This window comes from Pseudomonas sp. 5C2 (assembly GCF_034314155.1).
Taxonomy (GTDB): Bacteria; Pseudomonadota; Gammaproteobacteria; order Pseudomonadales; family Pseudomonadaceae; genus Aquipseudomonas.
On sequence record NZ_JAVIWH010000003.1, the window covers coordinates 1,693,182 to 1,717,300 of the forward strand.

A 24,119-nucleotide genomic window follows, 5' to 3' on the forward strand; every position below is an offset into this window, starting at 1 on the left:
GATCAATGGGTGGACCATCTAAGCCGGGAGCGCCAGGAAGCCTGCTTTACATAGTTATTGTGTGTGTGGGATTCACCAGGCGCTGGGCCGCAGAGGGACTTTCTGAAGGAAACCGTTCAGGGCGCAGGTTTTTTGGGCGCAAGCACTGTTTGTGTGCAACGCTTGCACCGCAGGTCAGACATGGCGCTTTAATGGTGCCCAACGCTGCTGCTGTACCGAGGAACCGCCGTATTTGCCCGGATGGCATAAGTCTTGCGCGGTTCCATTACCGTCCAGGCTCGCAGGAGGCACGCCGTGTCGATTCATATCGCCTTGCACCATGTCACGCATTACCGCTACGACCGCGCGGTCGAGTTGGGTCCGCAGATCGTTCGACTCCGTCCGGCGGCGCATAGCCGTACACGCATTTTGTCTTATGCCTTGAAAGTCCAGCCTGAGCAGCACTTCGTCAACTGGCAGCAGGACCCTCAAGGTAACTATCTGGCCCGCCTGGTCTTCCCCGAAAAGACCAACGAGTTACGCGTAGAGGTTGATCTGGTCGCCGAGATGGCGGTGTTCAACCCGTTCGACTTCTTTCTTGAGCCGTACGCGGAAAAAATCCCCTTTACCTACGCCAGCGATGAACAGCGAGAGCTGGCGCCGTACCTTGAAAAATTGCCGCTGACCCCGAAGTTTTCGGCTTATCTGGCGAGCATCGATCGCACGCCATTGCCTGCCATCGATTTTCTGGTGGCGCTGAACCAGCGCTTGAGCCAGGACATCGATTACCTGATTCGTATGGAGCCTGGCGTGCAGACGCCGGAATTCACCCTGGAAAACGCTTCCGGCTCATGCCGCGATTCGGCCTGGTTGCTGGTGCAGTTGCTGCGTCACTTGGGCATGGCTGCGCGTTTCGTGTCGGGCTACCTGATCCAGCTCAAGGCGGATGTCGAAGCGCTCGACGGGCCGTCCGGCACCGATGTCGATTTCACCGATTTGCACGCGTGGTGCGAGGTGTATCTGCCCGGTGCTGGCTGGGTCGGACTTGATGCAACGTCCGGTCTGTTCGCGGGCGAAGGCCATATTCCATTGGCTTGCAGCCCGGAGCCGTCTTCTGCGGCGCCGATCAGTGGCCTGGTCGAGCCCTGTGAAACCGAGTTCACTCATGAAATGTCGGTCGAGCGCATCTGGGAAGCGCCCCGCGTCACCAAGCCCTACAGCGAAGAACAGTGGCTGGCGATCCAGGCCCTTGGGCACAAGATCGACAGTGACCTGACCCGTGATGACGTGCGCCTGACCATGGGCGGCGAACCGACGTTTGTATCGATTGATGACCGTGATGGCGATGAGTGGAACACCGCCGCCCTCGGCCCGGAAAAACGTCGGTTGTCTGCCGAGTTGTTCCAGCGCATGCGTAAGCATTACGCGCCAAAGGGCCTCGTGCACTTTGGGCAGGGCAAGTGGTACCCCGGCGAGCAATTGCCGCGCTGGTCTCTGAACTGTTTCTGGCGTCGCGATGGGCAGCCGGTATGGCGTAACAACGCCTTGGTCGCAGATGAAACCGAAGACTACGGTGCCGATGGCACGTTGGCCGGACGTTTCCTTGCCAGCGTTGCAGAGCGCCTGAAACTGCCCGCGCGCTTTGTATTCCCGGCCTATGAAGATAATTTCTATTACCTGTGGCGCGAAGGTGCGTTGCCGCTGAACGTCGGGGCCGAGGATTCGCGTCTGGCTGACCCGCTGGAGCGTGATCGCCTGCGCAAAGTGTTCGCCCAAGGGCTGGACAAGGTCATCGGGCAAGTTCTGCCCCTGGCGCGCAATGCGGCGGGCGACCTGTGGCAGAGCGGTCGCTGGTTTCTGCGCGGCAATCATTGCCGGCTGGTGCCGGGGGATTCGGCACTCGGTTATCGACTGCCGCTGGCGTCGCAACCGTGGGTCAAGGCGGCGGAATACCCATTCATTCATCCGACTGACCACAATCAGGCGTTTGCTGAACTGCCTGCCAGCGAGCAGTTGCAGACGCAGCTCCGCGGCTTGACCGAGCACGCAAACCCAGGCGCCGAGCGCGAGCCCAAGATCGATGAGTCGGCCGATTGGCTGACGCGTACCGCGTTGTGCGCCGAAGCGCGAGAAGGGCGGTTGTACCTGTTCATGCCGCCGCTGGAGAAACTCGAGGACTACCTCGAACTGGTCGCTGCCATCGAAGCCACTGCCGAGGAACTGCACTGCCCGGTATTGCTCGAAGGGTATGAGCCGCCCAGCGATCCACGGTTGTCGAATTTCCGGATCACCCCTGATCCGGGTGTCATCGAAGTCAATGTGCAGCCCTCTGCCAGTTGGGATGAGTTGGTTGAACGCACCGAATTTCTCTATGAACAGGCGCGGCTGACACGTCTGACCACCGAGAAATTCATGATCGATGGTCGCCACACCGGTACCGGCGGTGGCAACCATTTCGTCCTCGGCGGCGCGACCCCTGCGGACTCACCCTTTCTACGGCGTCCGGATTTGCTGCGCAGTTTGCTCAGCTATTGGCACAACCATCCCTCATTGTCGTATCTGTTTTCCGGCTTGTTTATCGGCCCGACCTCACAAGCGCCGCGTGTCGATGAGGCGCGCAACGATTCGCTGTACGAACTGGAGATTGCCTTCGCGCAAATGCCGGAACCGGGCGAAGAATGTGCGCCGTGGCGGGTGGACCGGTTGCTGCGAAACCTGTTGATCGATGTCACCGGCAACACGCACCGCGCTGAGTTCTGTGTCGACAAACTCTACTCGCCTGATGGTGCGACGGGGCGTTTGGGCCTGCTGGAGCTGCGCGCTTTTGAAATGCCTCCCCATGCCCGCATGAGCCTGGCTCAGCAGCTGTTGCTGCGTGCATTGGTCGCGCGTTTCTGGCGTGAGCCGTATGCGCCCGCCAAGTTGGCGCGTTGGGGCACCGAGCTGCACGACCGCTTCATGCTGCCGCACTTTATCGAACAGGATTTTGCCGATGTCATCGTCGAGCTGAATGCCGCCGGTTATCCAGTGCGTGCCGAATGGTTTGCCGCGCATCTGGAGTTCCGTTTCCCGAAAGTCGGCGATTACGCGGTCAGCGGCATCGAACTGGAAGTGCGTCAGGCACTGGAGCCCTGGCATGTGCTGGGTGAAGAAGGGGCTGCGGGAGGCGCGGTGCGCTATGTCGACTCGTCGCTGGAGCGCTTGCAGATCAAGGTCAATGGCTTGCCGCCGCAGCGTTACATGCTGACCTGCAATGGCATCGCGGTGCCGCTGCAGCCGACAGGACGGGTCGGCGAGTTCGTTGCGGGCGTGCGTTATCGTGCGTGGCAGCCCTCCAATTGTTTGCAGCCGACCATCCCGGTGCACGCGCCGTTGGTGTTCGACCTGCTCGACACGTGGATGCAGCGTTCGCTGGGGGGTTGCGAGTATCATGTCGCGCATCCTGGGGGGCGCAATTACGAGACGTTGCCGGTGAATGCCAATGAGGCAGAAAGCCGTCGTCTGTCGCGTTTCTTCCGTATTGGCCATAGCCCCGGCAAGCTGCAAGTGCCGTTGTTGAGCATTAATGATGAACTGCCGATGACGCTGGATATGCGCCGCCACTAGCAAGCCCATTGAGGGAGATGCCACGCGCAGGGTTTGCCTGAGCGCGTGACATTTTTCTGTACTCATTCGATGTCTTTTGTTGTCTGCCGAGACTTTCATGCCTGACCTGCTTGACCGTTATCCGCTGACTGCGGGTACTTATCACGAGATGCTCGATGCCAGTGGCGCTGTTCGTCCGCATTGGCAGCGCCTGTATGAGCATCTGCAACGCAGCACGCCCGCGCAGTTGATGCAGCGTCAGGCGTTGCTGACTCGGCAGATTCAGGAAAACGGGGTGACCTACAATGTCTATGCCGATCCAAAAGGCGCAGACCGGCCTTGGGAACTCGATCTACTGCCACACCTGATACCGGCTCAGGAATGGCAGCACGTCGCTGCGGGCATCGCTCAGCGGGCGCGATTGCTCAATGCGGTACTGGCCGACCTGTACGGTCCTCAGCAGTTGATCGCCGACGGCTTGCTGCCGGCGGAACTGGTGTTCGGGCATAACAATTTTCTGTGGCCGTGTCAGGGCGTGAAACCGCCCGAAGGCACGTTCCTGCACATGTACGCTGTGGATTTGGCGCGCACTCCCGACGGCCGCTGGTGGGTAACCGCCGACCGTACCCAGGCGCCCTCGGGGGCCGGTTTTGCGCTGGAAAACCGGCAAATCGTTTCGCGCGCGTTCCCGGACATGTACCGCGACTTGCAGGTGCAGCACCTGTCGGGCTTTTTCCGCGCCTTGCAAGAGACGCTGGTGCGCCAGGCGCCCAGCGACAACGAGGCGCCACTGGTGGTCCTGTTGACCCCCGGCCGCTTCAACGAAAGCTACTTCGAACACCTTTATCTCGCTCGCCAACTGGGTTATCCGCTGGTCGAAGGCGGCGATCTGACGGTGCGCGACGCCACGGTTTACCTGAAAACGCTCAGCGGCCTGCGTCGGGTTCACGCGATCATGCGTCGGCTCGACGATGACTTCTGCGATCCATTGGAGTTGCGTACCGACTCTGCGCTGGGCGTTCCCGGTTTGTTGGAGGCGGTGCGCCAAGGGCGGGTACTGGTCGCCAACGCCTTGGGCAGCGGCGTTCTGGAATCACCTGGCTTACTGGGCTTTCTGCCGAAAATCAATCAGCACCTGTTTGGTGAAGAATTGATCCTTCCGTCCGTGGCGACATGGTGGTGCGGCGAACCTCCGGTGCTGGCCCAGGCGCTGGAAAAACTTCCTGAACTGCTGATCAAACCAGCGTTCCCGTCACAAAGTTTCACGCCGGTGTTCGGCCGCGATTTGAATGCCGAGCAGCGTCAGGCATTGGCGGAGCGGATGCAGGCCCGGCCTTACGCGTATGTTGCGCAGGAGCTGGCGCAACTGTCCCACGCACCTGTGTGGCAAACCGATGGCGATCAGTTGCAACCTCGGGCGATTGGCATGCGGGTGTATGCCGTCGCCTGCGCCGACGGTTATCGGGTGCTGCCGGGTGGATTGACCCGGGTGGCTGCCGAGGCCGATGCCGACGTGGTGTCGATGCAGCGTGGCGGAGCGAGCAAGGACACCTGGGTCTTGGGTGAGCGTGTCTATGGTGTCGAACCGTGGAAAGGTCAGCGTGCCCTCGGTGTGCGTGACCTAATTCGACGTGATCCTTATCTGCCATCGCGGGTGGTGGAGAATTTGTTCTGGTTCGGCCGCTACTGCGAGCGTTGCGATGACAGCGCTCGTTTGTTGCGGATCATGTTGGCGCGTTATGTCGATGGCGACGACCCTTTGGCCCTGCAAGCGGCGGTAAAGCTGGGCGAGAGCCTGCACTTGCTGCCGGACGAGGAAGAGGAGGGCGAACTGCATGAGCGTTTGCTCGCGGGGCTGTTGGGCGAAGACGGGGTCTTCAGCCTGCGGGCCAACCTGCAACGCCTGCAATGGGCGGCATCGCAAGTGCGCGGCAAGCTGTCGCGAGAAAACTGGCAAGCGCTGGTTGAACTGCAGCGCGAAACCATGAGCCTGGAAACAGACGATCCCGACTTTGGTGAACTGCTGGACTTCCTCAACCGTCTGGTGATGTCACTGGCAGCCTTGTCCGGCTTTGCTCTGGACGACATGACCCGCGATGAAGGCTGGCGCTTTTTGATGATCGGTCGACGTATCGAGCGGCTACGGTTTCTCAGTACCAGCCTGGCGGCGTTTCTGCGCGATGCTGCGGTAAACGATGACGCGGGCCTGGAGTGGCTGTTGGAGCTGGGCAATAGCAGCATCACCTACCGCTCGCGTTACCTGGCAGTGCCGCAATTGATTCCGGTGCTCGACTTGCTGTTGCTCGATGAGCAAAACCCGCACGCGGTGTTGTTCCAGTTGAAGCTGGTGTCGAGTTCGCTGGTCCGTTTGAACGAAGACTTCGGCGCGCCTCGCGATACCAGCTTGCCGTTATTGATCAGACGCCTGTCGGCCTTCGACCTTGGCAGCCTGGAGAACTCGCTGTTCGGCCAGGGCAGCGTGCGCGCTGTACTCGATGGTCTGGCCGATTTGCTGCAGAGCATCGGCGAGGCCAGCGGCCAAGTGTCGGACCGATTGGCCTTGCGCCATTTTGCCCACGTCGATGATGTCAGCCAGCGTACGGTGTCCGTCTGATGAGCGCCCATTACCAGATTTTTCACGACACTCATTATGAATACGACAGCCCGGTGTCCCTGGCGCAGCAATTGGCCCATTTGTGGCCACGGCCTTGTGCTTGGCAGCGTTGTACCGAGCAGCAATTGTTGATCAACCCGACGCCCACTAGCCGACGGGATGAGCTGGATGTATTTGGCAATCCGCTCACGCGCCTGGCGTTCGAAAGGCCGCATGATGAATTGAAGGTCAACGCACGACTGCGGGTCGAAGTGTTGGCCCGGCCGTCGCTGGACTTTAGCCTGTCCGCCGATTGGGATGCCACGCGCAGCGCGTTGACCTACAGCGGGCGGCCGATGTCGCCAGCGATTCTAGAAGCGTGCCGGTTCCGCTTCGAGTCCCCGTATGTGCATTTGAAACAAACCTTCGTCGACTTCTCCGAAAGCTGTTTTCCGCACGATCAGCCGTTATTGCTGTGCGTGCAGGCGTTGATGGAGAAGATTTTCAGTGAGTTCACCTTCGACGGTGAAGCCACTCAGGTGGCAACGCCGCTGGTCGAGGTGTTGGAAAATCGACGCGGGGTGTGTCAGGACTTTGCCCACTTGATGCTTGCCTGCCTGCGTTCGCGCGGCCTTGCGGCACGCTATGTCAGCGGTTATCTGCTCACCCAGCCACCGCCCGGCCAGCCACGCATGATTGGCGCAGATGCGTCGCATGCCTGGATTTCGGTATTTTGTCCGGTGTTGGGTTGGGTCGATTTTGATCCGACCAACAATGTGCAGCCAGCGTTGGAGCACATCAGCCTGGCCTGGGGCCGGGATTTCTCCGATGTATCGCCGTTGCGTGGGGTGATTCTGGGGGGCGGCAGTCATGACCCGGAGGTTCGGGTGACGGTGATGCCGGTCAGCGCCGAGGCCGATTGACCTTGGTGGATACGTTCTGAAGGGGGAGGTGCCATGGTCTGCCGCATGAGCGACAGACGTGGCGTACGGGCTTCGTCGATTGGCGAAGCCCCGCGGTTTCAGCTGGCAGGCGTTTGCTCTGGAGTCGCCTCAGCGTCGTCGGCAGGCTCTTGGCCTTCAACGGTTTCGCCTTCTGCGCCGGTTTCAGTCAGGGCAGCATTCTTTTTCTGCAGCTTTTCCTCTTTCTTCTGCTCTTTTGCCAGATCTCTCTGACGTTTGGCGAAGGAATAGTTAGGTTTAGCCATGGGCGGTCCTCTGTATAAGGCGGGAAATGCCGCTATTCTGCCTGAGAACCGGGTCGGGCACACGGCGTTGTGTGCTCAACGGTCTCTGCGAGGCATTTGACCGGCTGGTCAGGTCGGCTTTTGGTCTGCCCACTTCGGGGCTGCCAAGGGTTTCCAGGCCTCCAGGGCGTCCAGCAGTTCGCTCGGCGACTCGCTGATCTGCAGCATGCCGCGGTGCTGCTCGCGGACAAAACCTTCGCTGGCCACGTGGTCGAGAAAGTCGGTCAGTTTGCTGTAAAAACCGTTCACGTCCATCAGCCCCAGCGGTTTGGCGTGATAGCCCAACTGGCCCCAGGTCCAGACTTCGAACATTTCTTCCAGCGTCCCCAAACCACCCGGTAAGGCGATGAAGGCGTCGCTCAGTTCCGCCATGCGCGCTTTGCGGGCGTGCATGCCATCGACGACTTCCAGTCGGGTCAGACCTTTGTGGCCGATTTCCGCATTTTGCAGGCTTTCGGGAATGATCCCGATCACTTCGCCGCCCGCCGCCAATGCGGCATCGGCCACGATACCCATCAGGCCGACGGCACCGCCGCCGTAGATCAGGGTCAACTTGCGTTCAGCCAAGGTACGGCCCAACGCAATCGCCGCTTCACGGTACACCGGGTTGGTGCCGGTGCTGGCACCGCAAAATATACATACGGATGTTAAAGACATTGCCTGCTCCATGGTCATCGACGCCCACAGAGTAAGGGTTCGGGCACCTCAGTCCAAGCGCCAGTCGCGCCCTGGTTAATCGTAATGGTGTTCATAGGTACCGCTGGCGCCGCACGCATAAGCGGCAAACAAGCTGCGAAACAGGCTGTTGAGGTGCATGATGTGTGCTCCAGTGAGTGATGATGGCCCCATGTTAGGGCGTCGCTACTCGCTTGGCTGGTTGATTGTTTCGATGACGTCGATAGCTGTAGACAGTGACATGCGTTGCGTTGACGCAGGTCATTGGAACTTGACCGCAGATCAGGCAGTCTTCCAACAGACAGTTTTTTCAAAAAAATTACCCTGCCTTGGAGATTCACCATGCTTCGTAAACTTGTTGCTGTATCCCTGCTGACATTAGTCAGTGGCCACCTGTTGGCGGCAGAGTGCAAGGTCGACATCGATTCCACGGACCAGATGTCCTACAGCACTAAAGAAATCACTGTCGACAAAACCTGCAAAACGTTCACTGTTAATCTGACCCACTCCGGCAGCTTGGCAAAAACTGTCATGGGCCATAACTGGGTGTTGGCCAAAGAAGCTGACGCGCAACCCGTCGCTACCGACGGTATCGGCGCAGGCATCGACAAAAATTACCTGAAAGACGGTGATGCCCGGGTCATTGCGCACACCAAAGTCATTGGTGCTGGCGAAAAGGATTCGGTGACGTTCGATGTGTCGAAGCTTAATGCCGCTGAAAAATATGCGTTTTTCTGCACGTTCCCAGGCCACATCAGCATGATGAAAGGCGCTATCGTCCTGAAGTAACGCTTGCGCACAGTGTCATGGCCCGGCCCCGCGTCGGGCTATGACGCTTCAGCCATCCTGAATGTCATGTGGATGGTTTTACCCGCCAGTTCATTGCGGCTCACGGCGCCTCCCGGGCGACGCGGCCTGCGCTGATCGCCGATCAGTGTCCACTGCCGATTCGCGGCATGGCAGGTCAAGAGCGATTGCAGGTTTTGCCCATCCGGCTGGGTATACGTCTGCCAACTGCATATCCCGCGATATTCCTTTTCCCCGGATTCGGGAAACCCCGGTACACCTTTTTGCAGCGCATCACGCACGGCGATTGCGCCGCTGGTCGTACTGCTGCGTTGCGCGTACCCGGCCCCATAAAAACCCTCCGTGACGAAATCCACTTCGCTTAACTGCAGCGTGCAGTCTGGAAGGTGCCACGCCAGCGGTACTTCAAAGCTGAATGTCTGCGGTAAATCGCTTGGGCGAGTGTCCAGGTGTAACTGTGGGTGGTGATAAGGGCAGCCGCGCTGGCCCGGCATCGGATCGTATTGGGCCGTTCCCCGCAGGGCGGTGTTCGCGGGCATTTCGCCAATCAACATAAAGTGGGTGCTGCTGCGGTAACCGCTGTCGTTGGCGGGGGACTCGCAGGTGGCGATTGCGATCCAGCTGATGACGCCGAGACCAGCGAACAGTGGAAGAAACCAGGCACGCTGAATCATCGAAAGGCGTTGAAGGTGATAAGCCCTGTAGGCACTGAGCATCCAACTGAGTCCTTGCGCGAAACGTCTGACAACAGGTTGCCTAACGCATCGCGCCAACTCAATGGGTTAACAGAAATCGGGAAGTTTCCTACAGTGTTATGCTCGGTGCAGTGTGTTCTTCTTCAGGACGTCATCTTAAAGATGGCCTGCGCATTGCTGCTGTCGAAGTTCAGATCGAGCTTGTCGTCGACGGGGTCGAGTTTGCGCTGGATAAATTCGACAAACGAGCCGGGCACCTGATGCTCATGCAACTGGCCATTGGTGTCCGCCATTGCGCGACTCACGGTGCAGGCCTTGTAGGCGGTTTGCATCACTCGGCCCGATGCGGACACTTCGATGCAGGCCTTCATAGGCCGATCCTTGCGGTTCTGGTCGGCCACTAAAGCCTCAAGGTCGGTGACCCGGTCGGTCAGGTGATTGAAGCTATTGCCTTCGGTGGCGATCCAGGCCATTTCCGCGCTCTCGCTCAGGACTTGCTGATAATCCGCGTGCTGCACCACGGCATGCTGGCGCTCGAATGCGTCGTATAGCCCCGGCAGCAAGCGATACGCTTCGGCCAAGGTGCAGTGACGGGTCAGTTGCAGGCGTTTGAGGATGCTCAAGTGCTCGGCGTTCAGCGGATCGCGGCTGGAGCGGGCCACGCGGCTGACGGCCCCCTGAAACGCTTCGCTGAACCGACCGGGATGCAGTTCGGAAACGAAGAACTGGGCGATGTCTTCCGGCAGATCTTGCTGGCGATAAGCCCAGCCAGTCATGTTCAGTTTGGTCAGTGGATACGTGCGCACGTCAGTAAAGCCCAACGGCTCCAGTAAGCGAGTGAACGCCAGGCGACCGCGCGGCAGTTCGCCGTTATCGAACCAGTCCACGGTACGAATCGCGCCGTGGTCGAACAGCACTTTGCGGCCATTTTCGGCTTGTTCGTCGACGTATACGCGACCTGCTGGCACAGCCTCCACCAGCTTGTGGAGTAGGCACAGGTTCAGCGCTTCAGCCAACCACGCGCGATGCAGCGCGCTGTCGCTCCAGCTGAAGGCGTGCAGCCCTTCCGGTACTTCGACGTGGGATTCAAGCCACTGCGCAGCGGGTTGGCCGACGACGGAGGCGACGAGAGAGAAAAGGCCTTGGAACGAGGACATGGGCAGCGGCTCTGGCTGAATGAGAGGTGCCTATGAAAGCGTTGATCAGCCAGCCGGACAAGCGAAAAAAAACGGCAGGTTCATTCCGTTTTCTATTGTTGAAACGCCATCCCTCTGTAGGCGCGGGCTTGCAACTACGCGTCCCGCCGCGATCAGATTGATACGGTGTGTCAGTTACACCGCAATCGCGGGCAAGCCCGCTCCTACGTGGGTTCTGTGTTGTTTTACGGCGCGAATGGCAGTTCGCGCTTGTGCTGCGTTTTTGCGTAGGTGTCGCGGATGATCTTGAAGGCTTCTTCGCGGACCGTCTCGCCATGCAGGAACGCATCGATCTCGGCATAGGTCACGCCGTGGGACGCCTCATCCGGTTTGCCGGGTACCAGGTCTTCAAGGTCAGCGGTGGGGACTTTTTCCACCAGCGATTGCGGGGCGCCAAAACTGCGGGCAATGGCCCGAACCTGATTTTTCACCAGCCCGCTGAGCGGTGCCAGGTCGCAGGCACCGTCGCCGAACTTGGTGAAAAAGCCCATCACGGCTTCCGCCGCATGGTCGGTGCCGATCACCAGCCCCTGGCGCGCGCCGGCGATGGTGTATTGCGCGACCATGCGCATCCGCGCCTTGGTGTTGCCCATCACAAAATCTACCGCGCTGGCGTGTTGGCCTTCGAATGCCTTGATCTGCGCTGCCAGCGCTTGCACGGACGGACCGATATTGACTGTGTGCGACTCGTCCGGCGCAATGAACTCCAGACATGCCTGGGCTTCGTGCTCGTCGAACTGGACCTGGTACGGCAGGCGGACTGCGATGAACCGATAACTGTCATCCCCGGTGCTTTTACGCAATTGCTCGACGGCGCGTTGCGCGAGCAAACCGGCGGTCAGCGAGTCGACACCGCCACTGATGCCCAGTACCAGGGTCTTGAGCCTGGCGTTCTGCAGGCATTGCTGGATAAAGGCGATCCGTCGGGCGACCTCGGCTTCAAGTGCATTCTGGTTGGCGAAAGGCGGCTGGACCTTGAGCTGTTCAGCGATCTGGAGCTGTACGGCTTGCATGATTCACTCCTTAACAGGTTGTGCAGAAACGGAAGGGTTGGAAACCGGGCTCGCAGGCACTTCGAACACATGCCGAAGGTAGGCGACAAAGTTGGGGTCCTTGCATTGCGTCTTACCGGGTTCGTCGGAAATTTTCGCCACGGCCTGACCCGCGCAAGCCGTCATTTTAAGCACAATGCTCAAGGGCTCTACACCGGGGATGTCGGCGGTGAGATTGGTCCCGATGCCGAAGCTGACGTTGATTCGACCTTGTAGCGTACGGAATATATCCAGCGCCTTGGGCAGGTTCAGGCCGTCGGAGAACACCAGGGTCTTGCTCATCGGGTCGATGCCGAGCTTCTGGTAATGATCAATGCATTTTTCGGCCCACATGATCGGGTCGCCGGAATCATGGCGTAACCCGTCGAACAGTTTGGCGAAGTACAGATCGAAATCGTTGAGGAAGGCGTCGGTGGTGATGCAATCGGTCAAGGCAATACCTAGCAGGCCACGGTATTCACGGACCCAGCAGTCGAGCGCGGCACTTTGACTGTCGATCAGCCTCGGGCCGAGTTGCTGGTGGGCCATGATCCATTCGTGGGCCATGGTGCCGAGCGGTTTGAGGTCCAGCGTGCGGGCCAGTTGCACGTTGCTGGTGCCGACGAACTGGCCGGGGAAGTCGCGCTTGAGCACGCTGACCACTTCCTCTTGCACGCGGTAGGAGAAGCGCCGACGGGTGCCGAAGTCCGCAACTTTCAGTTCTGCCAGCTCATCGGCGGTGGCGTTGGCGTATAGCCAGTCGAATTTGCGATACAGCTGATCACGCGCCTGCACGAGCAATGTGTCGGGATGGCGATGACGGTTGCGCACTTCGCTGACAATGGCCAGCAGCGGCACTTCGAACATAATCACGTGCAGCCACGGCCCGTGGAGGCGGATGCACAGCTCACCGTTCTCGATGCTGGTCTGCACATAGCGCATGTTGAAGCGGAACAAGCCGAGGAAGCGCAGGAAATCGGGCTTCATAAAGCTGATGCGCTCAAGAAAACCCAATTGGGCGTCGCTCATGGACAGCTCGCAGAGCAGCTCGATCTGATGACGGATCTCGGCCAGATAAGGCCGCAGGTCTTCGCCATTGCGGCAACGAAACTCCCACTCCACGTCGACGTTTGGGTAGTTGTGCAGCACCGCTTGCATCATGGTCAGTTTGTAGAAGTCGGTGTCGAGCAGGTTCTGCACGATGCGATCGGAGAAGGCGCTCTCACTCATGTTGTCAGCTCTCCAGAGCAGCCGATGGGGTTGGGCTCGCAACGCTCAGGCAACGCTGTAAAGGCGCTGCTGACGTCCGTGCGGGCTGCTGGGCAGGCATTGTCGCCCCTAACTTGTCGGGTTATCCAACTGTTCCAGCATCCAGCGCACGAAATCGCGGATTTTCGGCACTTCTGCCGTGTGCTCCGGGTAGGCCAGGTAATAAGCATCACGGCTAGGCAGCGTGTGGGGCCAGGGGATGACCAGCTTGCCGTCCGCCAGCTCCTCCTCGACCAGAAACCGCGGGAGCAGCGCAACCCCGCACCCGACCTGCGCGGCGCGTATGCACATATAGAACGTCTCGAAGCGCGGTCCGTGGTAGCTGTGTTCGGTGTGGTAACCCTGGCTGTCGAACCAGTCATGCCAGGCTTGCGGGCGTGAGGCGCTTTGCAGCAGCACCAGATCGCTCAGCTGGGTCGGGTCGGTAAACGGTGTGTCCGGCAGGCTGCCGGGCGCGCAGACCGGAATAAGTTCTTCGCTGAACAGTTTTACCGACTCGGCACCCGGACGGGCGCCTTGGCCGAAATAAAACGCCATGTCACAGCGGCCCTGAATCAGGTCGTCGGGTTCCTGTTCATCCATCAGGTCCAGGTGGATGTGCGGATGGCGCAATCGCCAGCCCTTGAGCCGGGGCACCAGCCAGCGGGCGCCGAAGGTCGATGGCGTGGACACGCGCAGCACTTCGGTTTCGCCACCGTAGGACCGCAGGTAGTGGGTCGACATTTCCACCTGTGTGAGGATTTTGCGCACTTCGCCCAAGTACAGCGCGCCGGCCGGGGTCAGTTGCAGACGTCGGCGCACGCGGCGAAACAGCAAGTGCTGCACCAGTTCTTCAAGCTGGGCGACTTGTTTGCTGACGGCGCTTTGCGTCAGGTTCAGCTCTTCGGCCGCGCGGGTAAAACTCAAGTGCCGGGTCACTGCCTCAAAGCATTGCAACGCGGTGATTGATGGCAGATAACGTTTGTTGAGCATGCTCAGGCCTTATGTTTTTCGAGGCTGCCACGTGCAGACGGGAGGGGGCAGCATGAATAAACGGAATGATATCTCGCCTAATGGTCGTTTGTTCGCACGTCTCAGGCCAGCTATTAGTAAAGCCTGACGCTTCACCTATCTTTCGATTTCCGTTTTTCATGTCCAGAATCAAGGAGACAACATGCTTACCGACTTGCTCAATCGCCTCGGTGTCGATCCCGCCCTGTATCAGAACGGCGATCAGGCCGTGCACACGCCTGTCGATGGCAGCCGTATCGCTTCCGTGCATTGGGAAGGGCGAGCGGAAGTCGAGCAGCACGTCACCCGTGCCGAGCACGCGTTCGAAGCCTGGCGTAAAGTTCCGGCGCCTCGCCGTGGTGAGCTGATTCGTTTGTTTGGTGATGCCCTGCGCAAGCACAAGGCCGAGTTGGGCCAGTTGGTGTCTTGGGAAGCAGGCAAAATCACTCAGGAAGGTCTGGGTGAAGTGCAGGAAATGATCGACATCTGCGATTTCGCTGTCGGCCTGTCGCGCCAGCTGTACGGTCTGACCATCGCTTCCGAGCGCCCAGGTCACCATATGCGCGAAACCTGGCACCCGCTGGGCGTCGTCGGTGTGATCAGTGCGTTCAACTTCCCGGTCGCGGTCTGGGCCTGGAACACCGCACTGGCGCTGGTCTGCGGCAATGCCGTGATCTGGAAACCGTCGGAAAAAACCCCGCTGACCGCACTGGCCTGCCAGGCGCTGTTCGAAGGCGTGCTCAAACATTTCCCTGATGCGCCTGCTTACTTGAGCCAGGTGGTTATCGGTGGGCGTGAAGCCGGCGAAGCACTGGTCGACGACCCACGCGTGGCGCTGATCAGTGCCACTGGCAGCACGCGCATGGGCCGCGAAGTCGCGCCGAAAATCGCGGCACGCTTTGCCCGCAGCATTCTTGAACTGGGCGGCAACAACGCAATGATCCTCGGCCCAAGCGCCGACCTTGATCTCGCCGTGCGCGCGATTCTGTTCAGCGCAGTCGGTACGGCCGGCCAACGCTGCACCAGTTTGCGTCGCTTGATTGCCCACGAATCGGTCAAGGACGAAATCGTCAGCCGCCTGAAAACCGCCTACGCCAAAGTACGCATCGGTCATCCGCTGGAAGGCAATCTGGTCGGTCCGTTGATCGACAAAAACAGCTACGAAAATATGCAGGACGCCCTTGAACAGGCCCTGAGCGAAGGCGGTCGAGTATTTGGCGGCAAGCGTCAATTGGTCGAGCAGTTCCCCGATGCTTACTACGTGTCCCCGGCCATCGTCGAAATGCCAGAGCAAAGTGATGTGGTTTGTACCGAAACCTTCGCCCCGATTTTATACGTGGTGGGTTACGACGATTTCGCTGAAGCCGTGCGCCTGAACAACGCCGTGCCGCAAGGCCTGTCCTCGTGCATTTTCACGACGGACGTGCGCGAAGCAGAGCAGTTTATTTCTGCGTTGGGCAGCGACTGCGGGATCGCCAACGTCAACATCGGCCCAAGCGGTGCGGAAATCGGCGGCGCTTTTGGCGGTGAGAAAGAAACCGGTGGCGGTCGTGAGTCGGGCTCGGATTCATGGCGCGGTTACATGCGTCGCCAGACGGCGACCGTGAACTACTCCCTTGAATTGCCGCTGGCGCAGGGCATTACGTTCGACTGACAGTCCCTTGTCGCGGGCAAGCCCGCTCCTACAGGTTCTGCGTTGTCCTTGTAGGAGCGGACTTGCCCGCGATTGACTTGATTTGGGGTTTTTGCGATGGCGCTACGCGAAGAATGTCTGTGGGAAAAGCTGACGCCACAACGGCCTGAGGCCGAGGCGCTCAAGGGCGAATTGACGGTCGATGTGTGCGTGATTGGCGCGGGCATCACCGGGTTGTCGGCAGCGATTCATTTGTTGGAGCAAGGCAAACGGGTCGCCGTGCTTGAGGCCCACCGCACCGGCCATGGGGGCTCTGGGCGCAATGTAGGGCTGGTCAACGCCGGGTTGTGGATACCTCCAGACGAGATTGAAGCCGGCTTCGGAAAGAAAGTCGGCAGTCAGTTGAATCAGATGCTCGGCGCCGCGCCGTCGTTGGTGTTCAGCCTGGTCGACAAATACAACATCGATTGCCAGTTGCGCCGCGAAGGTACGCTGCACATGGCGCACAACGCCCGTGGCGAAGCCGATCTGCGCAGTCGCGAGGAACAATGGAAGCGTCGGGGCGCGCCGGTCGAGTTACTCACCGGCAAGGCGTGCCAGGACGCCACCGGCACTCAGAAAATATCCGCAGCCCTGCTGGATCGCCGTGCAGGCACATTCAACCCGATGGCCTTCACCAGCGGGCTCGCAAAAGCCGTAGGCAGCCTCGGCGGTCAACTATTCGATCACTCCCCGGTCACCCGCCTGGAACGTCAGGGCGAGCGTTGGTGCGTCATCACCGAACACGGTGCCGTGCTGGCCGAGAAAGTGGTGATTGCTTCCAATGCGTATACCGAAGGCGAATGGACGGAGCTGCGCCGTAACTTTTTCCCAGGTTATTACTATCAGGTCGCCTCGGCGCCACTGACCGAAGAGGCTGCACAGCGGATTTTGCCGGGTGGGCAGGGTTCCTGGGACACGCGCCAGGTGCTCAGCAGCATTCGTCGCGACGCTGATGGTCGTCTGTTGTTAGGCAGCCTGGGCAACGGTAATCAGAAGCCGGCCTGGTTCCTCAAAGCGTGGGCAGACCGCGTCCAGCAGCATTATTTCCCCTACCTCAAACCGGTGGACTGGGAATTCACCTGGACGGGCTGTATCGCGTTTACCCCTGACCACCTGTTGCGGCTCTTTGAGCCTGCGCCGGGGTTGGTGGCCGTCACCGGTTATAACGGTCGAGGCAACACCACGGGCAGCGTCGTGGGTAAGGCGTTTGCCGATTACCTGTGCCATGGCGATACCAAGGTGTTGCCGATTCCGTTTGCGCCGATGCTGCCGTTGTCGGGTGTGGGGCTGCGCAGCTGCCTTTATGAGGCGGGTTTTTCCCTGTATCACGCGGGCCAGTGCCTGCGAATCGTGATTTGAGGAGAATTTTCTGGCAACGAGCGGCGCTTTTTCGCGCACCAACTAACCTCTAATGGTGCGTCCCGTAGCGGACGCGCACTGCGGATGTGCACTTCGGTTACGCGTACGGTTACAGTCGGGTTGCACGGGGTCGCCTGCATGGGTTGCAAGTTTTAAGGGGGAGGGTTGCTCTTTTATATAAGGAGGGTTGTACCTGTTCCGGTTTAGACGGTTGCACGCCCAATGAAAAAGGGCACAAAACGGTCGAATAACAACAAAACAACGACTTTTTTCAGAATAAAAAACCTATGGCACGCCACTTGCTCTGCGCTTGTAGCTGAATCGAAGCTTCCGCTGAAGTTGCTGTGCTAACTAAAACACCTCAGGAGCACCATCACATGTCGCAGACGTTTTACAGGAAAGGTTTTCTGGCACTCGCAGTTGCTACTGCATTGGGTGTTTCTTCGTTTGTTCAGGCAGATGTCAAAATTGGCGTAGCAGGTCCGATGACCGGTGCGAACGCGTCCTTCGGCGAGCAATACATGAGAGGCGCCCAGGCTGCAGCGGACGCGATCAATGCCAGCGGTGGTGTAAACGGCGAGAAAATCGTATTGGTCAAGGGCGATGACGCCTGCGAACCGAAACAGGCGGTCGCGGTAGCCAACCGTCTGACCGATCAGGACAAAGTGGTGGGCGTGGTTGGGCACTTCTGCTCATCGTCGACGATTCCTGCTTCAGAAGTGTATGCCGACGCAGGCATCATCGTGATGACCCCGGGTTCCACCAACCCCGTCGTCACCGAGCGCGGCCTGAAAGCCATGTTCCGTATGTGTGGGCGTGATGATCAGCAGGGCATCGTCGCCGGCGATTACATCGTCGATGTGCTCAAAGGCAAACGCGTTGCTGTGATCAACGACAAAGACACTTACGGCAAGGGTCTGGCTGACGCTACGTCGAAGCAGTTGACCGCGCGTGGTGTTAAACCGGTTATTGAAGAAGGTCTGACCCGCGGCGAGAAAGATTTCAGCGCCCTGGTCACCAAGATCCGTTCAGAAAAAGCCGATGTCGTTTACTTCGGTGGCCTGCACCCGGAAGCCGGCCCACTGGTCCGTCAACTGCGTGAACAGGGCCTCAAAGACGTTAAGTTCATGTCCGATGACGGCATCGTGACTGACGAGCTGGTGACCACCGCCGGTGGTGCTCAGTACGTCGACGGCGTGTACATGACCTTCGGTGCCGACCCTCGCATGTTGCCAGACAGCAAGGCTGTGGTTGAGAAGTTCCGCTCCTCCGGTTACGAGCCTGAAGGCTACACCCTGTATGCCTACGCGTCTGTGCAGGCCTTGGCTGCAGCATTCAATGGTGCCAAGTCCAACAAAGGCGAGGCTGCCGCCGAGTGGCTCAAAGCCAATACGGTGCAAACCGTAATGGGCAAGAAAAACTGGGACGGTAAAGGCGACTTGAAAGTCTCCGATTACGTGGTTTACCAGTGGGATGCACAAGGCAAATACCATCAGCTGGAAAAACAGAAGTGAGATAAACGCATCGCAGAGCCTGCGTCTCCCGACATAAGTCGTCAGAAGCAGGCTCAGCTTTGGTAATGGGTTCTAATTTCTTCTGGAGCCACTTGAACCCGGCCAGATGCGCCTCACAAGGGCTCATCGAAACCGGATTCAACGTGGCCTCTCAAGCGTGTGAGAGTGCATGATGGACGGTATTTTCCTGCAGCAAATTATCAATGGCCTGACCCTCGGGTCGGTCTACGGCCTGATCGCCATCGGCTACACAATGGTCTACGGCATCATCGGCATGATCAACTTCGCCCACGGCGAGGTGTATATGATCTCTGCGTATCTCGCGGCGATCAGCCTGGCTCTGCTGTCCTCCTTCGGTATTCAATCCTTTCCGCTGTTGATCTTCGGGACGTTGCTGTTCACCGTCTTTGTGACCGGTGTGTATGGCTGGGTCATCGAGCGTATCGCTTACAAACCGCTGCGTAACTCCACCCGACTGGCGCCGCTGATCAGTGCCATCGGCGTTTCACTGATCCTGCAGAACTATGCGCAGATCAGCCAGGGTTCACGGCAACAAGGTGTGCCGACGTTGCTGGCCGGGGCGTTGAAACTGGATATCGGGACAGGTTTCGTCCAGATCACCTACACCAAAATCTTCATTCTGGTTGCAGCGTTTGCCGGGATGGCCCTGCTGACCTACATCATCAAGTACACCAAGCTGGGCCGCATGTGTCGCGCGACCCAACAAGACCGCAAAATGGCTTCGATCCTCGGGATCAACACGGATCGGGTCATTTCCTACGTGTTCATCATCGGTGCAGCCATGGCCGCACTGGCCGGTGTCCTGATCACCTTGAACTACGGCACCTTCGACTTCTACGCAGGCTTCGTGATCGGTATCAAAGCGTTCACCGCTGCGGTGTTGGGCGGGATTGGCTCGCTGCCTGGGGCCATGCTCGGCGGGATTATCCTGGGCATCTCCGAGTCGCTGTTTTCCGGACTGATCAACTCTGACTATAAGGACGTCTTCAGCTTCTCGCTGTTGGTACTGATCCTGATTTTCCGTCCTCAAGGCCTGTTGGGTCGCCCACTCGTGGCGAAGGTGTAAGTATGTCTGCAGCCAATAATAAACCTATCGATATCAAGAAAAGCCTGGTTGACGCCATTCTGGCCGGGCTGATCTCCCTGATTGTGTTCGGCCCGGTTGTCGGCGTGGTGCTCGATGGCTATAGCTACAACCTGCAACCCACCCGTGTGGCGTGGATGGTCGGGATTGTCATGGTCGGGCGTTTTTTCTTGAGCCTGTTTCTGCAAACTGCACAGGGCCTGAAAGTACTGCAAGGGTTCGAAGTCACCGGCTCAGGCGTGCATGTGCGGGCACCTGACCACAAGTCAAAGCTGTACTGGGTCATTCCGCTGCTGATCGTGATTGCCATCATCTTCCCGATCTTCGCCAACAAGTACCTGCTGACAGTGGTGATTCTCGGCCTGATCTACGTATTGCTGGGCCTTGGCCTCAATATCGTGGTCGGTCTGGCCGGTCTGCTCGACTTGGGTTATGTGGCGTTCTATGCCATTGGTGCCTATGGCCTGGCGCTGGGTTATCACTACCTTGGGCTGGGGTTCTGGACGGTCCTGCCGCTGGCGGCCATCACGGCTGCGCTGGCCGGATGCATACTTGGCTTCCCGGTATTACGAATGCACGGTGACTATCTCGCCATCGTGACCCTGGGCTTCGGTGAAATCATTCGTCTGGTGCTGACCAACTGGCTGTCTTTTACCGGCGGACCGAACGGCATGCCGGTGCCATCGCCGACCTTTCTCGGCCTGGAGTTCGGGCGGGTGGCCAAGGATGGTGGGATACCTTTCCACCAGTTCTTCGGGACTGAATACAACCCGAACCTGAAATTCCTGTTCATTTACACCGTGCTGTTCCTGGTGGTCCTGCTGGTGCTCTACGTCAAACATCGCCTGACTCGCATGCCGGTCGGTCGTGCGTGGGAAGCGCTGCGTGAAGATGAAATCGCCTGCCGCTCCATGGGCCTGAACCATGTTCTGGTGAAGCTCTCTGCGTTCACTATCGGTGCGTCCACTGCCGGTTTGGCGGGTGTGTTTTTCGCCAGCTATCAGGGGTTCGTCAACCCGACGTCGTTCTCCTTCTTCGAGTCGGCGCTGATCCTCGCCATTGTGGTGCTGGGGGGCATGGGCTCGACCATCGGTGTGGTGATTGCGGCATTCGTTCTGACCGTCGCCCCGGAACTGCTGCGCAGCTTCTCGGAATACCGTGTGTTGTTGTTCGGCATCCTGATGGTGTTGATGATGATCTGGAGACCGCGTGGCTTGATCCGTATCAGCCGGACCGGTATTACCCCGCGTAAAGGAGTGGCGCCATGAGCGATGAAGTCATTCTTTCGGTAGAGAACCTGATGATGCACTTTGGTGGGATCAAGGCGCTCAGCGACGTCAGCCTGAAGGTCAAGCGCAACTCGATCTTCGCCTTGATCGGGCCTAACGGTGCCGGCAAAACCACGGTGTTCAACTGCCTGACCGGTTTCTACAAAGCCTCGGGCGGGCGGATCGAGCTGAATGCCCGCGGCACCCGTACCAATATCATCCAGTTGCTGGGTGAGTCCTTTCGCGCCACTGATTTCGTCGCGCCAAAAGCCTTCGCCAGCCGTCTGTTCTACAAAATGTTCGGCGGCACGCACCTGGTGAATCGTGCCGGTCTGGCACGCACATTCCAGAACATCCGCTTGTTCAAGGAAATGTCGGTACTGGAAAACCTGCTGGTGGCTCAGCACATGTGGGTCAACCGCAGCATGGTGGCCGGGATTCTCAACACCAAGGGCTACCGCAAAGCTGAAAGCGATGCCCTGGACCATGCTTTCTACTGGCTGGAAGTGGTGGACCTGGTGGACTGCGCCAACCGTCTTGCGGGCGAGCTGTCCTACGGCCAGCAACGGCGTCTGGAAATCGCCCGGGCCATGTGCACACGGCCGCAGATCATTTGCCTGGACGAACCGGCTGCGGGCCTCAACCCGCAGGAAACCGAAGCCTTGAGCAAAATGATTCGGTTGCTGCGCGACGAACACGACCTGACAGTGGTGTTGATCGAGCACGACATGGGCATGGTCATGAGTATTTCCGATTACATCGTGGTCCTCGACCATGGCAACGTGATCGCCGAAGGTGGCCCCGATCAGATCCGCCACGACCCGAAAGTGATTGCCGCGTACCTGGGCGCTGATGAAGAGGAGTTGGTATGAGCGAACCGATCCTCGAACTGAAAGAGATCGATGTGTTTTACGGGCCGATCCAGGCCCTGAAAAAAGTGTCATTGCACATCAACGAAGGTGAAACCGTCAGCCTGATCGGCTCCAACGGTGCCGGCAAGTCGACCCTGTTGATGTCGATCTTCGGCCAGCCACGGGCCGCCAGTGGGCAGATCATTTATCGCGGCGTCGACATCACGCAGAAGTCTTCGCACTACATCGCCTCCAATGGCATTGCGCAGTCGCCAGAAGGGCGGCGGGTGTTTCCCGACATGTCAGTCGAGGAGAACCTGCTGATGGGCACCATTCCGATTGGCGACAAGTTCGCCACGCAAGACATGCAACACATGTTCGACCTGTTCCCACGGCTCAAGGAGCGCCGTAATCAGCGCGCCATGACCATGTCCGGTGGTGAGCAGCAAATGCTCGCCATCGCTCGCGCATTGATGAGCCGACCCAAACTGCTGCTGCTCGATGAGCCGTCGCTGGGGCTGGCGCCGATCGTGGTCAAGCAGATCTTCCAGACCCTGCGTGAACTGGCCTCCAGCGGAATGACGATCTTCCTGGTGGAACAGAACGCCAACCACGCGCTGAAGCTCTCTGATCGCGCTTACGTGATGGTTAACGGTGAGATCCGCCTGACAGGTACCGGGCAGGAGTTGTTGGTCAACGATGAGGTCAGGAACGCTTATCTCGGCGGTCACTGATCCGCACTCAAACAGGCTGTAAATACCAAGCGCGCCCCGGGTGAATTCACTCGGGGCGCGCTTTTTTCAAATTGTGGAAAACAATTTTCACAAGCTCTGAAAGCGCGGCATAAAGCCGCTGCAAATAGTTGTTTTGTCACGCTTTTGACTTGTCCAAGATTGCTGTGGAGGCGGCTGTGGGTAACATGGGAGTAGCTGGCTGAAGCCCTTGTTGTACGCGGGCTGTAGAAGGTTGGTTGTTTTTTGATCAGTGGTTTTTACGCGAGCTCCAGTGCGTTCTGTCAACGTTTTTATAGCTGGTTATTCATACAGCTAATTTATCGGTGCAACCTGTGGATAAGTCTGTGGGCAAGCACTGGAAAGGTTCGGCTAAGGGCCGTAGTTACTGGCATGGGGCCTTCACCTGCAGTTTTGGCCTGGCCGGCTGATTTTTGCCTGCTACACGCGCGGACCCCAGGGTCAAGTGAAAAACTTCCGATATCCGCACGCCGGCCCTGAATTGGCGGGTTTGAGCGAATGTGCACTTGCCCCCAAAGACTGTGGGTCTGGCTGTGGATAAGGTGGGTAAAACCCAGTGCAGCCCATATGGAACGTGGCTTTGCCTCGATAGAGTGTTTTTTGTACAGTCGCAGCCAGCGCAGAAGGCTGATTTATCCCCAAAGGGTTGCTGGAAACCCGCTTGGGCGGGCATTCTGCTGACCTGTTTCCCTTATCCGTCATCATGGCTGCGCTACGTTCAAGCCAAATCAGGAGAAAGACATGACTTCCACTGTGTTCATTACCGGTGCCACTTCCGGCTTTGGCGAAGCGTGCGCCCGTCGATTTGCCGACGCTGGCTGGTCGCTGGTGCTGACGGGCCGTCGTGAGGAGCGCCTTGACGCGCTGTGCGCCGAGTTGTCCAAGCAGACCAAAGTCCATGGCCTGGTGCTGGACGTACGCGACCGTCAGGCCATGGAGAGCGCTATCGAGGGCCTGCCGGCTGAGTTCGCGACCCTGCGCGCGCTGATCAATAACGCCGGTTTGGCACTGGGTGTGGACCCAGCGCCGAAATGCGATCTGGATGACTGGGACACCATGGTCGACACCAACATCAAGGGCCTGCTGTACAGCACCCGTTTGTTGCTGCCACGGTTGATCGCTCACGGGCGTGGGGCCGGGATCATCAACCTGGGCTCCATCGCGGGCAATTATCCGTACCCGGGCAGTCACGTGTATGGCGCGTCCAAAGCGTTCGTCAAACAGTTTTCGTTGAACCTGCGCTGCGACCTGGTAGGCACTGGCGTGCGTGTGACCAACATCGAGCCGGGCCTGTGCGAAAGCGAGTTCTCGCTGGTGCGTTTCGCCGGTGACAAGGCGCGTTATGACGCCACGTACGCTGGTGCCGAGCCGATCCAGCCACAGGATATCGCCGAGACCATCTTCTGGGTGCTGAACACGCCTGCGCACATCAACATCAACAGCCTTGAGTTGATGCCGGTGAGCCAGACTTGGGCTGGTTTTTCGATTGATCGCAGCCGGGGCTGAGTCAGCGGCTGCACATCGTTTAT

General features: G+C 58.9%; 19 protein-coding genes. 12 read left to right on the forward strand and 7 right to left on the reverse strand.

The features are described from left to right. Window positions 1–294 precede the first annotated feature (294 nt). The 3 genes from RGU44_RS22445 (at window position 295) to RGU44_RS22455 (ending at window position 7,080) form a co-directional block, all read left to right on the forward strand. On the forward strand, window positions 295–3,585 hold the full coding sequence (locus RGU44_RS22445) for a transglutaminase family protein (RefSeq protein ID WP_322277965.1): 3,291 nt from the start codon (window positions 295–297) through the stop codon (window positions 3,583–3,585). Window positions 3,586–3,682: 97 nt separating this feature from the next. Next, on the forward strand, window positions 3,683–6,178 hold the full coding sequence (locus RGU44_RS22450) for a circularly permuted type 2 ATP-grasp protein (protein WP_322277966.1): 2,496 nt from the start codon (window positions 3,683–3,685) through the stop codon (window positions 6,176–6,178). Then, a complete protein-coding gene (locus tag RGU44_RS22455) occupies window positions 6,178–7,080 on the forward strand; it encodes a transglutaminase family protein (protein ID WP_322277968.1) in 903 nt (300 codons plus the stop codon). Before RGU44_RS22450 ends, RGU44_RS22455 begins: the two co-directional genes overlap by 1 nt. 98 nt (window positions 7,081–7,178) lie before the next feature. Here the strand turns inward: RGU44_RS22455 and RGU44_RS22460 are convergent, their stop codons facing one another. Further along, complete coding sequence (locus RGU44_RS22460; RefSeq protein WP_219062446.1) at window positions 7,179–7,364, reverse strand: hypothetical protein; 186 nt, start codon at window positions 7,362–7,364, stop codon at window positions 7,179–7,181. A gap of 108 nt (window positions 7,365–7,472) precedes the next feature. After that, window positions 7,473–8,060: a TIGR00730 family Rossman fold protein gene (locus RGU44_RS22465; protein ID WP_322277969.1), complete on the reverse strand. Its 588-nt coding sequence runs from the start codon at window positions 8,058–8,060 to the stop codon at window positions 7,473–7,475. A gap of 360 nt (window positions 8,061–8,420) precedes the next feature. Between RGU44_RS22465 and azu the strand changes: the two genes are divergently transcribed. Continuing rightward, window positions 8,421–8,867, forward strand: a complete 447-nt coding sequence (azu, locus tag RGU44_RS22470; protein WP_322177588.1) for an azurin — start codon at window positions 8,421–8,423, stop codon at window positions 8,865–8,867. A gap of 38 nt (window positions 8,868–8,905) precedes the next feature. Here azu and RGU44_RS22475 read toward each other — a convergent pair whose 3' ends face one another. The 5 genes from RGU44_RS22475 to RGU44_RS22495 form a co-directional block, all read right to left on the reverse strand. After that, window positions 8,906–9,601 (reverse strand): hypothetical protein, encoded by a 696-nt coding sequence (locus tag RGU44_RS22475; RefSeq protein ID WP_322277970.1) that lies wholly within the window; start codon window positions 9,599–9,601, stop codon window positions 8,906–8,908. A 122-nt stretch (window positions 9,602–9,723) separates the two neighbouring features. Then, entirely contained in the window at window positions 9,724–10,737 is a 1,014-nt protein-coding gene (locus tag RGU44_RS22480; protein ID WP_322277971.1) for a 2-oxoadipate dioxygenase/decarboxylase family protein, read from the reverse strand. Window positions 10,738–10,961: 224 nt separating this feature from the next. Next, window positions 10,962–11,789 (reverse strand): ammonia-dependent NAD(+) synthetase, encoded by an 828-nt coding sequence (gene nadE, locus RGU44_RS22485; protein WP_322177591.1) that lies wholly within the window; start codon window positions 11,787–11,789, stop codon window positions 10,962–10,964. A 3-nt stretch (window positions 11,790–11,792) separates the two neighbouring features. Then, on the reverse strand, window positions 11,793–13,037 hold the full coding sequence (gene pncB / locus RGU44_RS22490; RefSeq protein ID WP_322277972.1) for a nicotinate phosphoribosyltransferase: 1,245 nt from the start codon (window positions 13,035–13,037) through the stop codon (window positions 11,793–11,795). Window positions 13,038–13,145: 108 nt separating this feature from the next. Continuing rightward, the gene (locus RGU44_RS22495; RefSeq protein WP_322277973.1) at window positions 13,146–14,048 is read right to left on the reverse strand and encodes a LysR family transcriptional regulator; all 903 of its coding nucleotides are present in this window, start codon (window positions 14,046–14,048) and stop codon (window positions 13,146–13,148) included. A gap of 181 nt (window positions 14,049–14,229) precedes the next feature. On the opposite strand from RGU44_RS22495, the gene RGU44_RS22500 reads away from it, so the two are divergent. The 8 genes from RGU44_RS22500 to RGU44_RS22535 all read left to right on the forward strand — a co-directional run bounded on the left by RGU44_RS22500 (window position 14,230) and on the right by RGU44_RS22535 (window position 24,096). Then, window positions 14,230–15,720, forward strand: a complete 1,491-nt coding sequence (locus RGU44_RS22500; RefSeq protein WP_322277974.1) for an aldehyde dehydrogenase family protein — start codon at window positions 14,230–14,232, stop codon at window positions 15,718–15,720. Window positions 15,721–15,816: 96 nt separating this feature from the next. Beyond that, window positions 15,817–17,100, forward strand: a complete 1,284-nt coding sequence (locus RGU44_RS22505) for an FAD-binding oxidoreductase (protein ID WP_322277976.1) — start codon at window positions 15,817–15,819, stop codon at window positions 17,098–17,100. Window positions 17,101–17,477: 377 nt separating this feature from the next. Further along, on the forward strand, window positions 17,478–18,614 hold the full coding sequence (locus tag RGU44_RS22510) for a branched-chain amino acid ABC transporter substrate-binding protein (RefSeq protein ID WP_322277979.1): 1,137 nt from the start codon (window positions 17,478–17,480) through the stop codon (window positions 18,612–18,614). Between the two features lie 172 nt (window positions 18,615–18,786). Further along, window positions 18,787–19,701, forward strand: coding sequence for an ABC transporter permease subunit (locus tag RGU44_RS22515; protein WP_219062578.1), 915 nt, complete (start codon window positions 18,787–18,789; stop codon window positions 19,699–19,701). A 2-nt stretch (window positions 19,702–19,703) separates the two neighbouring features. Beyond that, window positions 19,704–20,987 carry a high-affinity branched-chain amino acid ABC transporter permease LivM gene (gene livM, locus RGU44_RS22520; protein WP_322177597.1) on the forward strand — a complete coding sequence of 428 codons (1,284 nt, stop codon included), beginning with the start codon at window positions 19,704–19,706 and terminating at the stop codon, window positions 20,985–20,987. Further along, window positions 20,984–21,859: an ABC transporter ATP-binding protein gene (locus tag RGU44_RS22525; protein ID WP_322277981.1), complete on the forward strand. Its 876-nt coding sequence runs from the start codon at window positions 20,984–20,986 to the stop codon at window positions 21,857–21,859. Before livM ends, RGU44_RS22525 begins: the two co-directional genes overlap by 4 nt. Continuing rightward, entirely contained in the window at window positions 21,856–22,572 is a 717-nt protein-coding gene (locus RGU44_RS22530; protein WP_322177599.1) for an ABC transporter ATP-binding protein, read from the forward strand. Before RGU44_RS22525 ends, RGU44_RS22530 begins: the two co-directional genes overlap by 4 nt. A gap of 759 nt (window positions 22,573–23,331) precedes the next feature. Next, complete coding sequence (locus RGU44_RS22535) at window positions 23,332–24,096, forward strand: SDR family oxidoreductase (protein ID WP_322277984.1); 765 nt, start codon at window positions 23,332–23,334, stop codon at window positions 24,094–24,096. Window positions 24,097–24,119: the final 23 nt, after the last annotated feature.

Coding starts and splice junctions, on each gene's coding strand:
- RGU44_RS22510 (WP_322277979.1), top strand. CDS start 17,478: ATGTCGCAGACGTTTTACAGGAAAGGTTTTCTGGCACTCGCAGTTGCT.
- azu (WP_322177588.1), top strand. CDS start 8,421: ATGCTTCGTAAACTTGTTGCTGTATCCCTGCTGACATTAGTCAGTGGC.
- RGU44_RS22505 (WP_322277976.1), top strand. CDS start 15,817: ATGGCGCTACGCGAAGAATGTCTGTGGGAAAAGCTGACGCCACAACGG.
- RGU44_RS22525 (WP_322277981.1), top strand. CDS start 20,984: ATGAGCGATGAAGTCATTCTTTCGGTAGAGAACCTGATGATGCACTTT.
- RGU44_RS22480 (WP_322277971.1), bottom strand. CDS start 10,737: ATGTCCTCGTTCCAAGGCCTTTTCTCTCTCGTCGCCTCCGTCGTCGGC.
- RGU44_RS22495 (WP_322277973.1), bottom strand. CDS start 14,048: ATGCTCAACAAACGTTATCTGCCATCAATCACCGCGTTGCAATGCTTT.
- RGU44_RS22500 (WP_322277974.1), top strand. CDS start 14,230: ATGCTTACCGACTTGCTCAATCGCCTCGGTGTCGATCCCGCCCTGTAT.
- RGU44_RS22460 (WP_219062446.1), bottom strand. CDS start 7,364: ATGGCTAAACCTAACTATTCCTTCGCCAAACGTCAGAGAGATCTGGCA.
- RGU44_RS22450 (WP_322277966.1), top strand. CDS start 3,683: ATGCCTGACCTGCTTGACCGTTATCCGCTGACTGCGGGTACTTATCAC.
- RGU44_RS22475 (WP_322277970.1), bottom strand. CDS start 9,601: ATGCTCAGTGCCTACAGGGCTTATCACCTTCAACGCCTTTCGATGATT.
- livM (WP_322177597.1), top strand. CDS start 19,704: ATGTCTGCAGCCAATAATAAACCTATCGATATCAAGAAAAGCCTGGTT.
- RGU44_RS22535 (WP_322277984.1), top strand. CDS start 23,332: ATGACTTCCACTGTGTTCATTACCGGTGCCACTTCCGGCTTTGGCGAA.
- RGU44_RS22455 (WP_322277968.1), top strand. CDS start 6,178: ATGAGCGCCCATTACCAGATTTTTCACGACACTCATTATGAATACGAC.
- RGU44_RS22515 (WP_219062578.1), top strand. CDS start 18,787: ATGGACGGTATTTTCCTGCAGCAAATTATCAATGGCCTGACCCTCGGG.
- RGU44_RS22530 (WP_322177599.1), top strand. CDS start 21,856: ATGAGCGAACCGATCCTCGAACTGAAAGAGATCGATGTGTTTTACGGG.
- pncB (WP_322277972.1), bottom strand. CDS start 13,037: ATGAGTGAGAGCGCCTTCTCCGATCGCATCGTGCAGAACCTGCTCGAC.
- nadE (WP_322177591.1), bottom strand. CDS start 11,789: ATGCAAGCCGTACAGCTCCAGATCGCTGAACAGCTCAAGGTCCAGCCG.
- RGU44_RS22465 (WP_322277969.1), bottom strand. CDS start 8,060: ATGTCTTTAACATCCGTATGTATATTTTGCGGTGCCAGCACCGGCACC.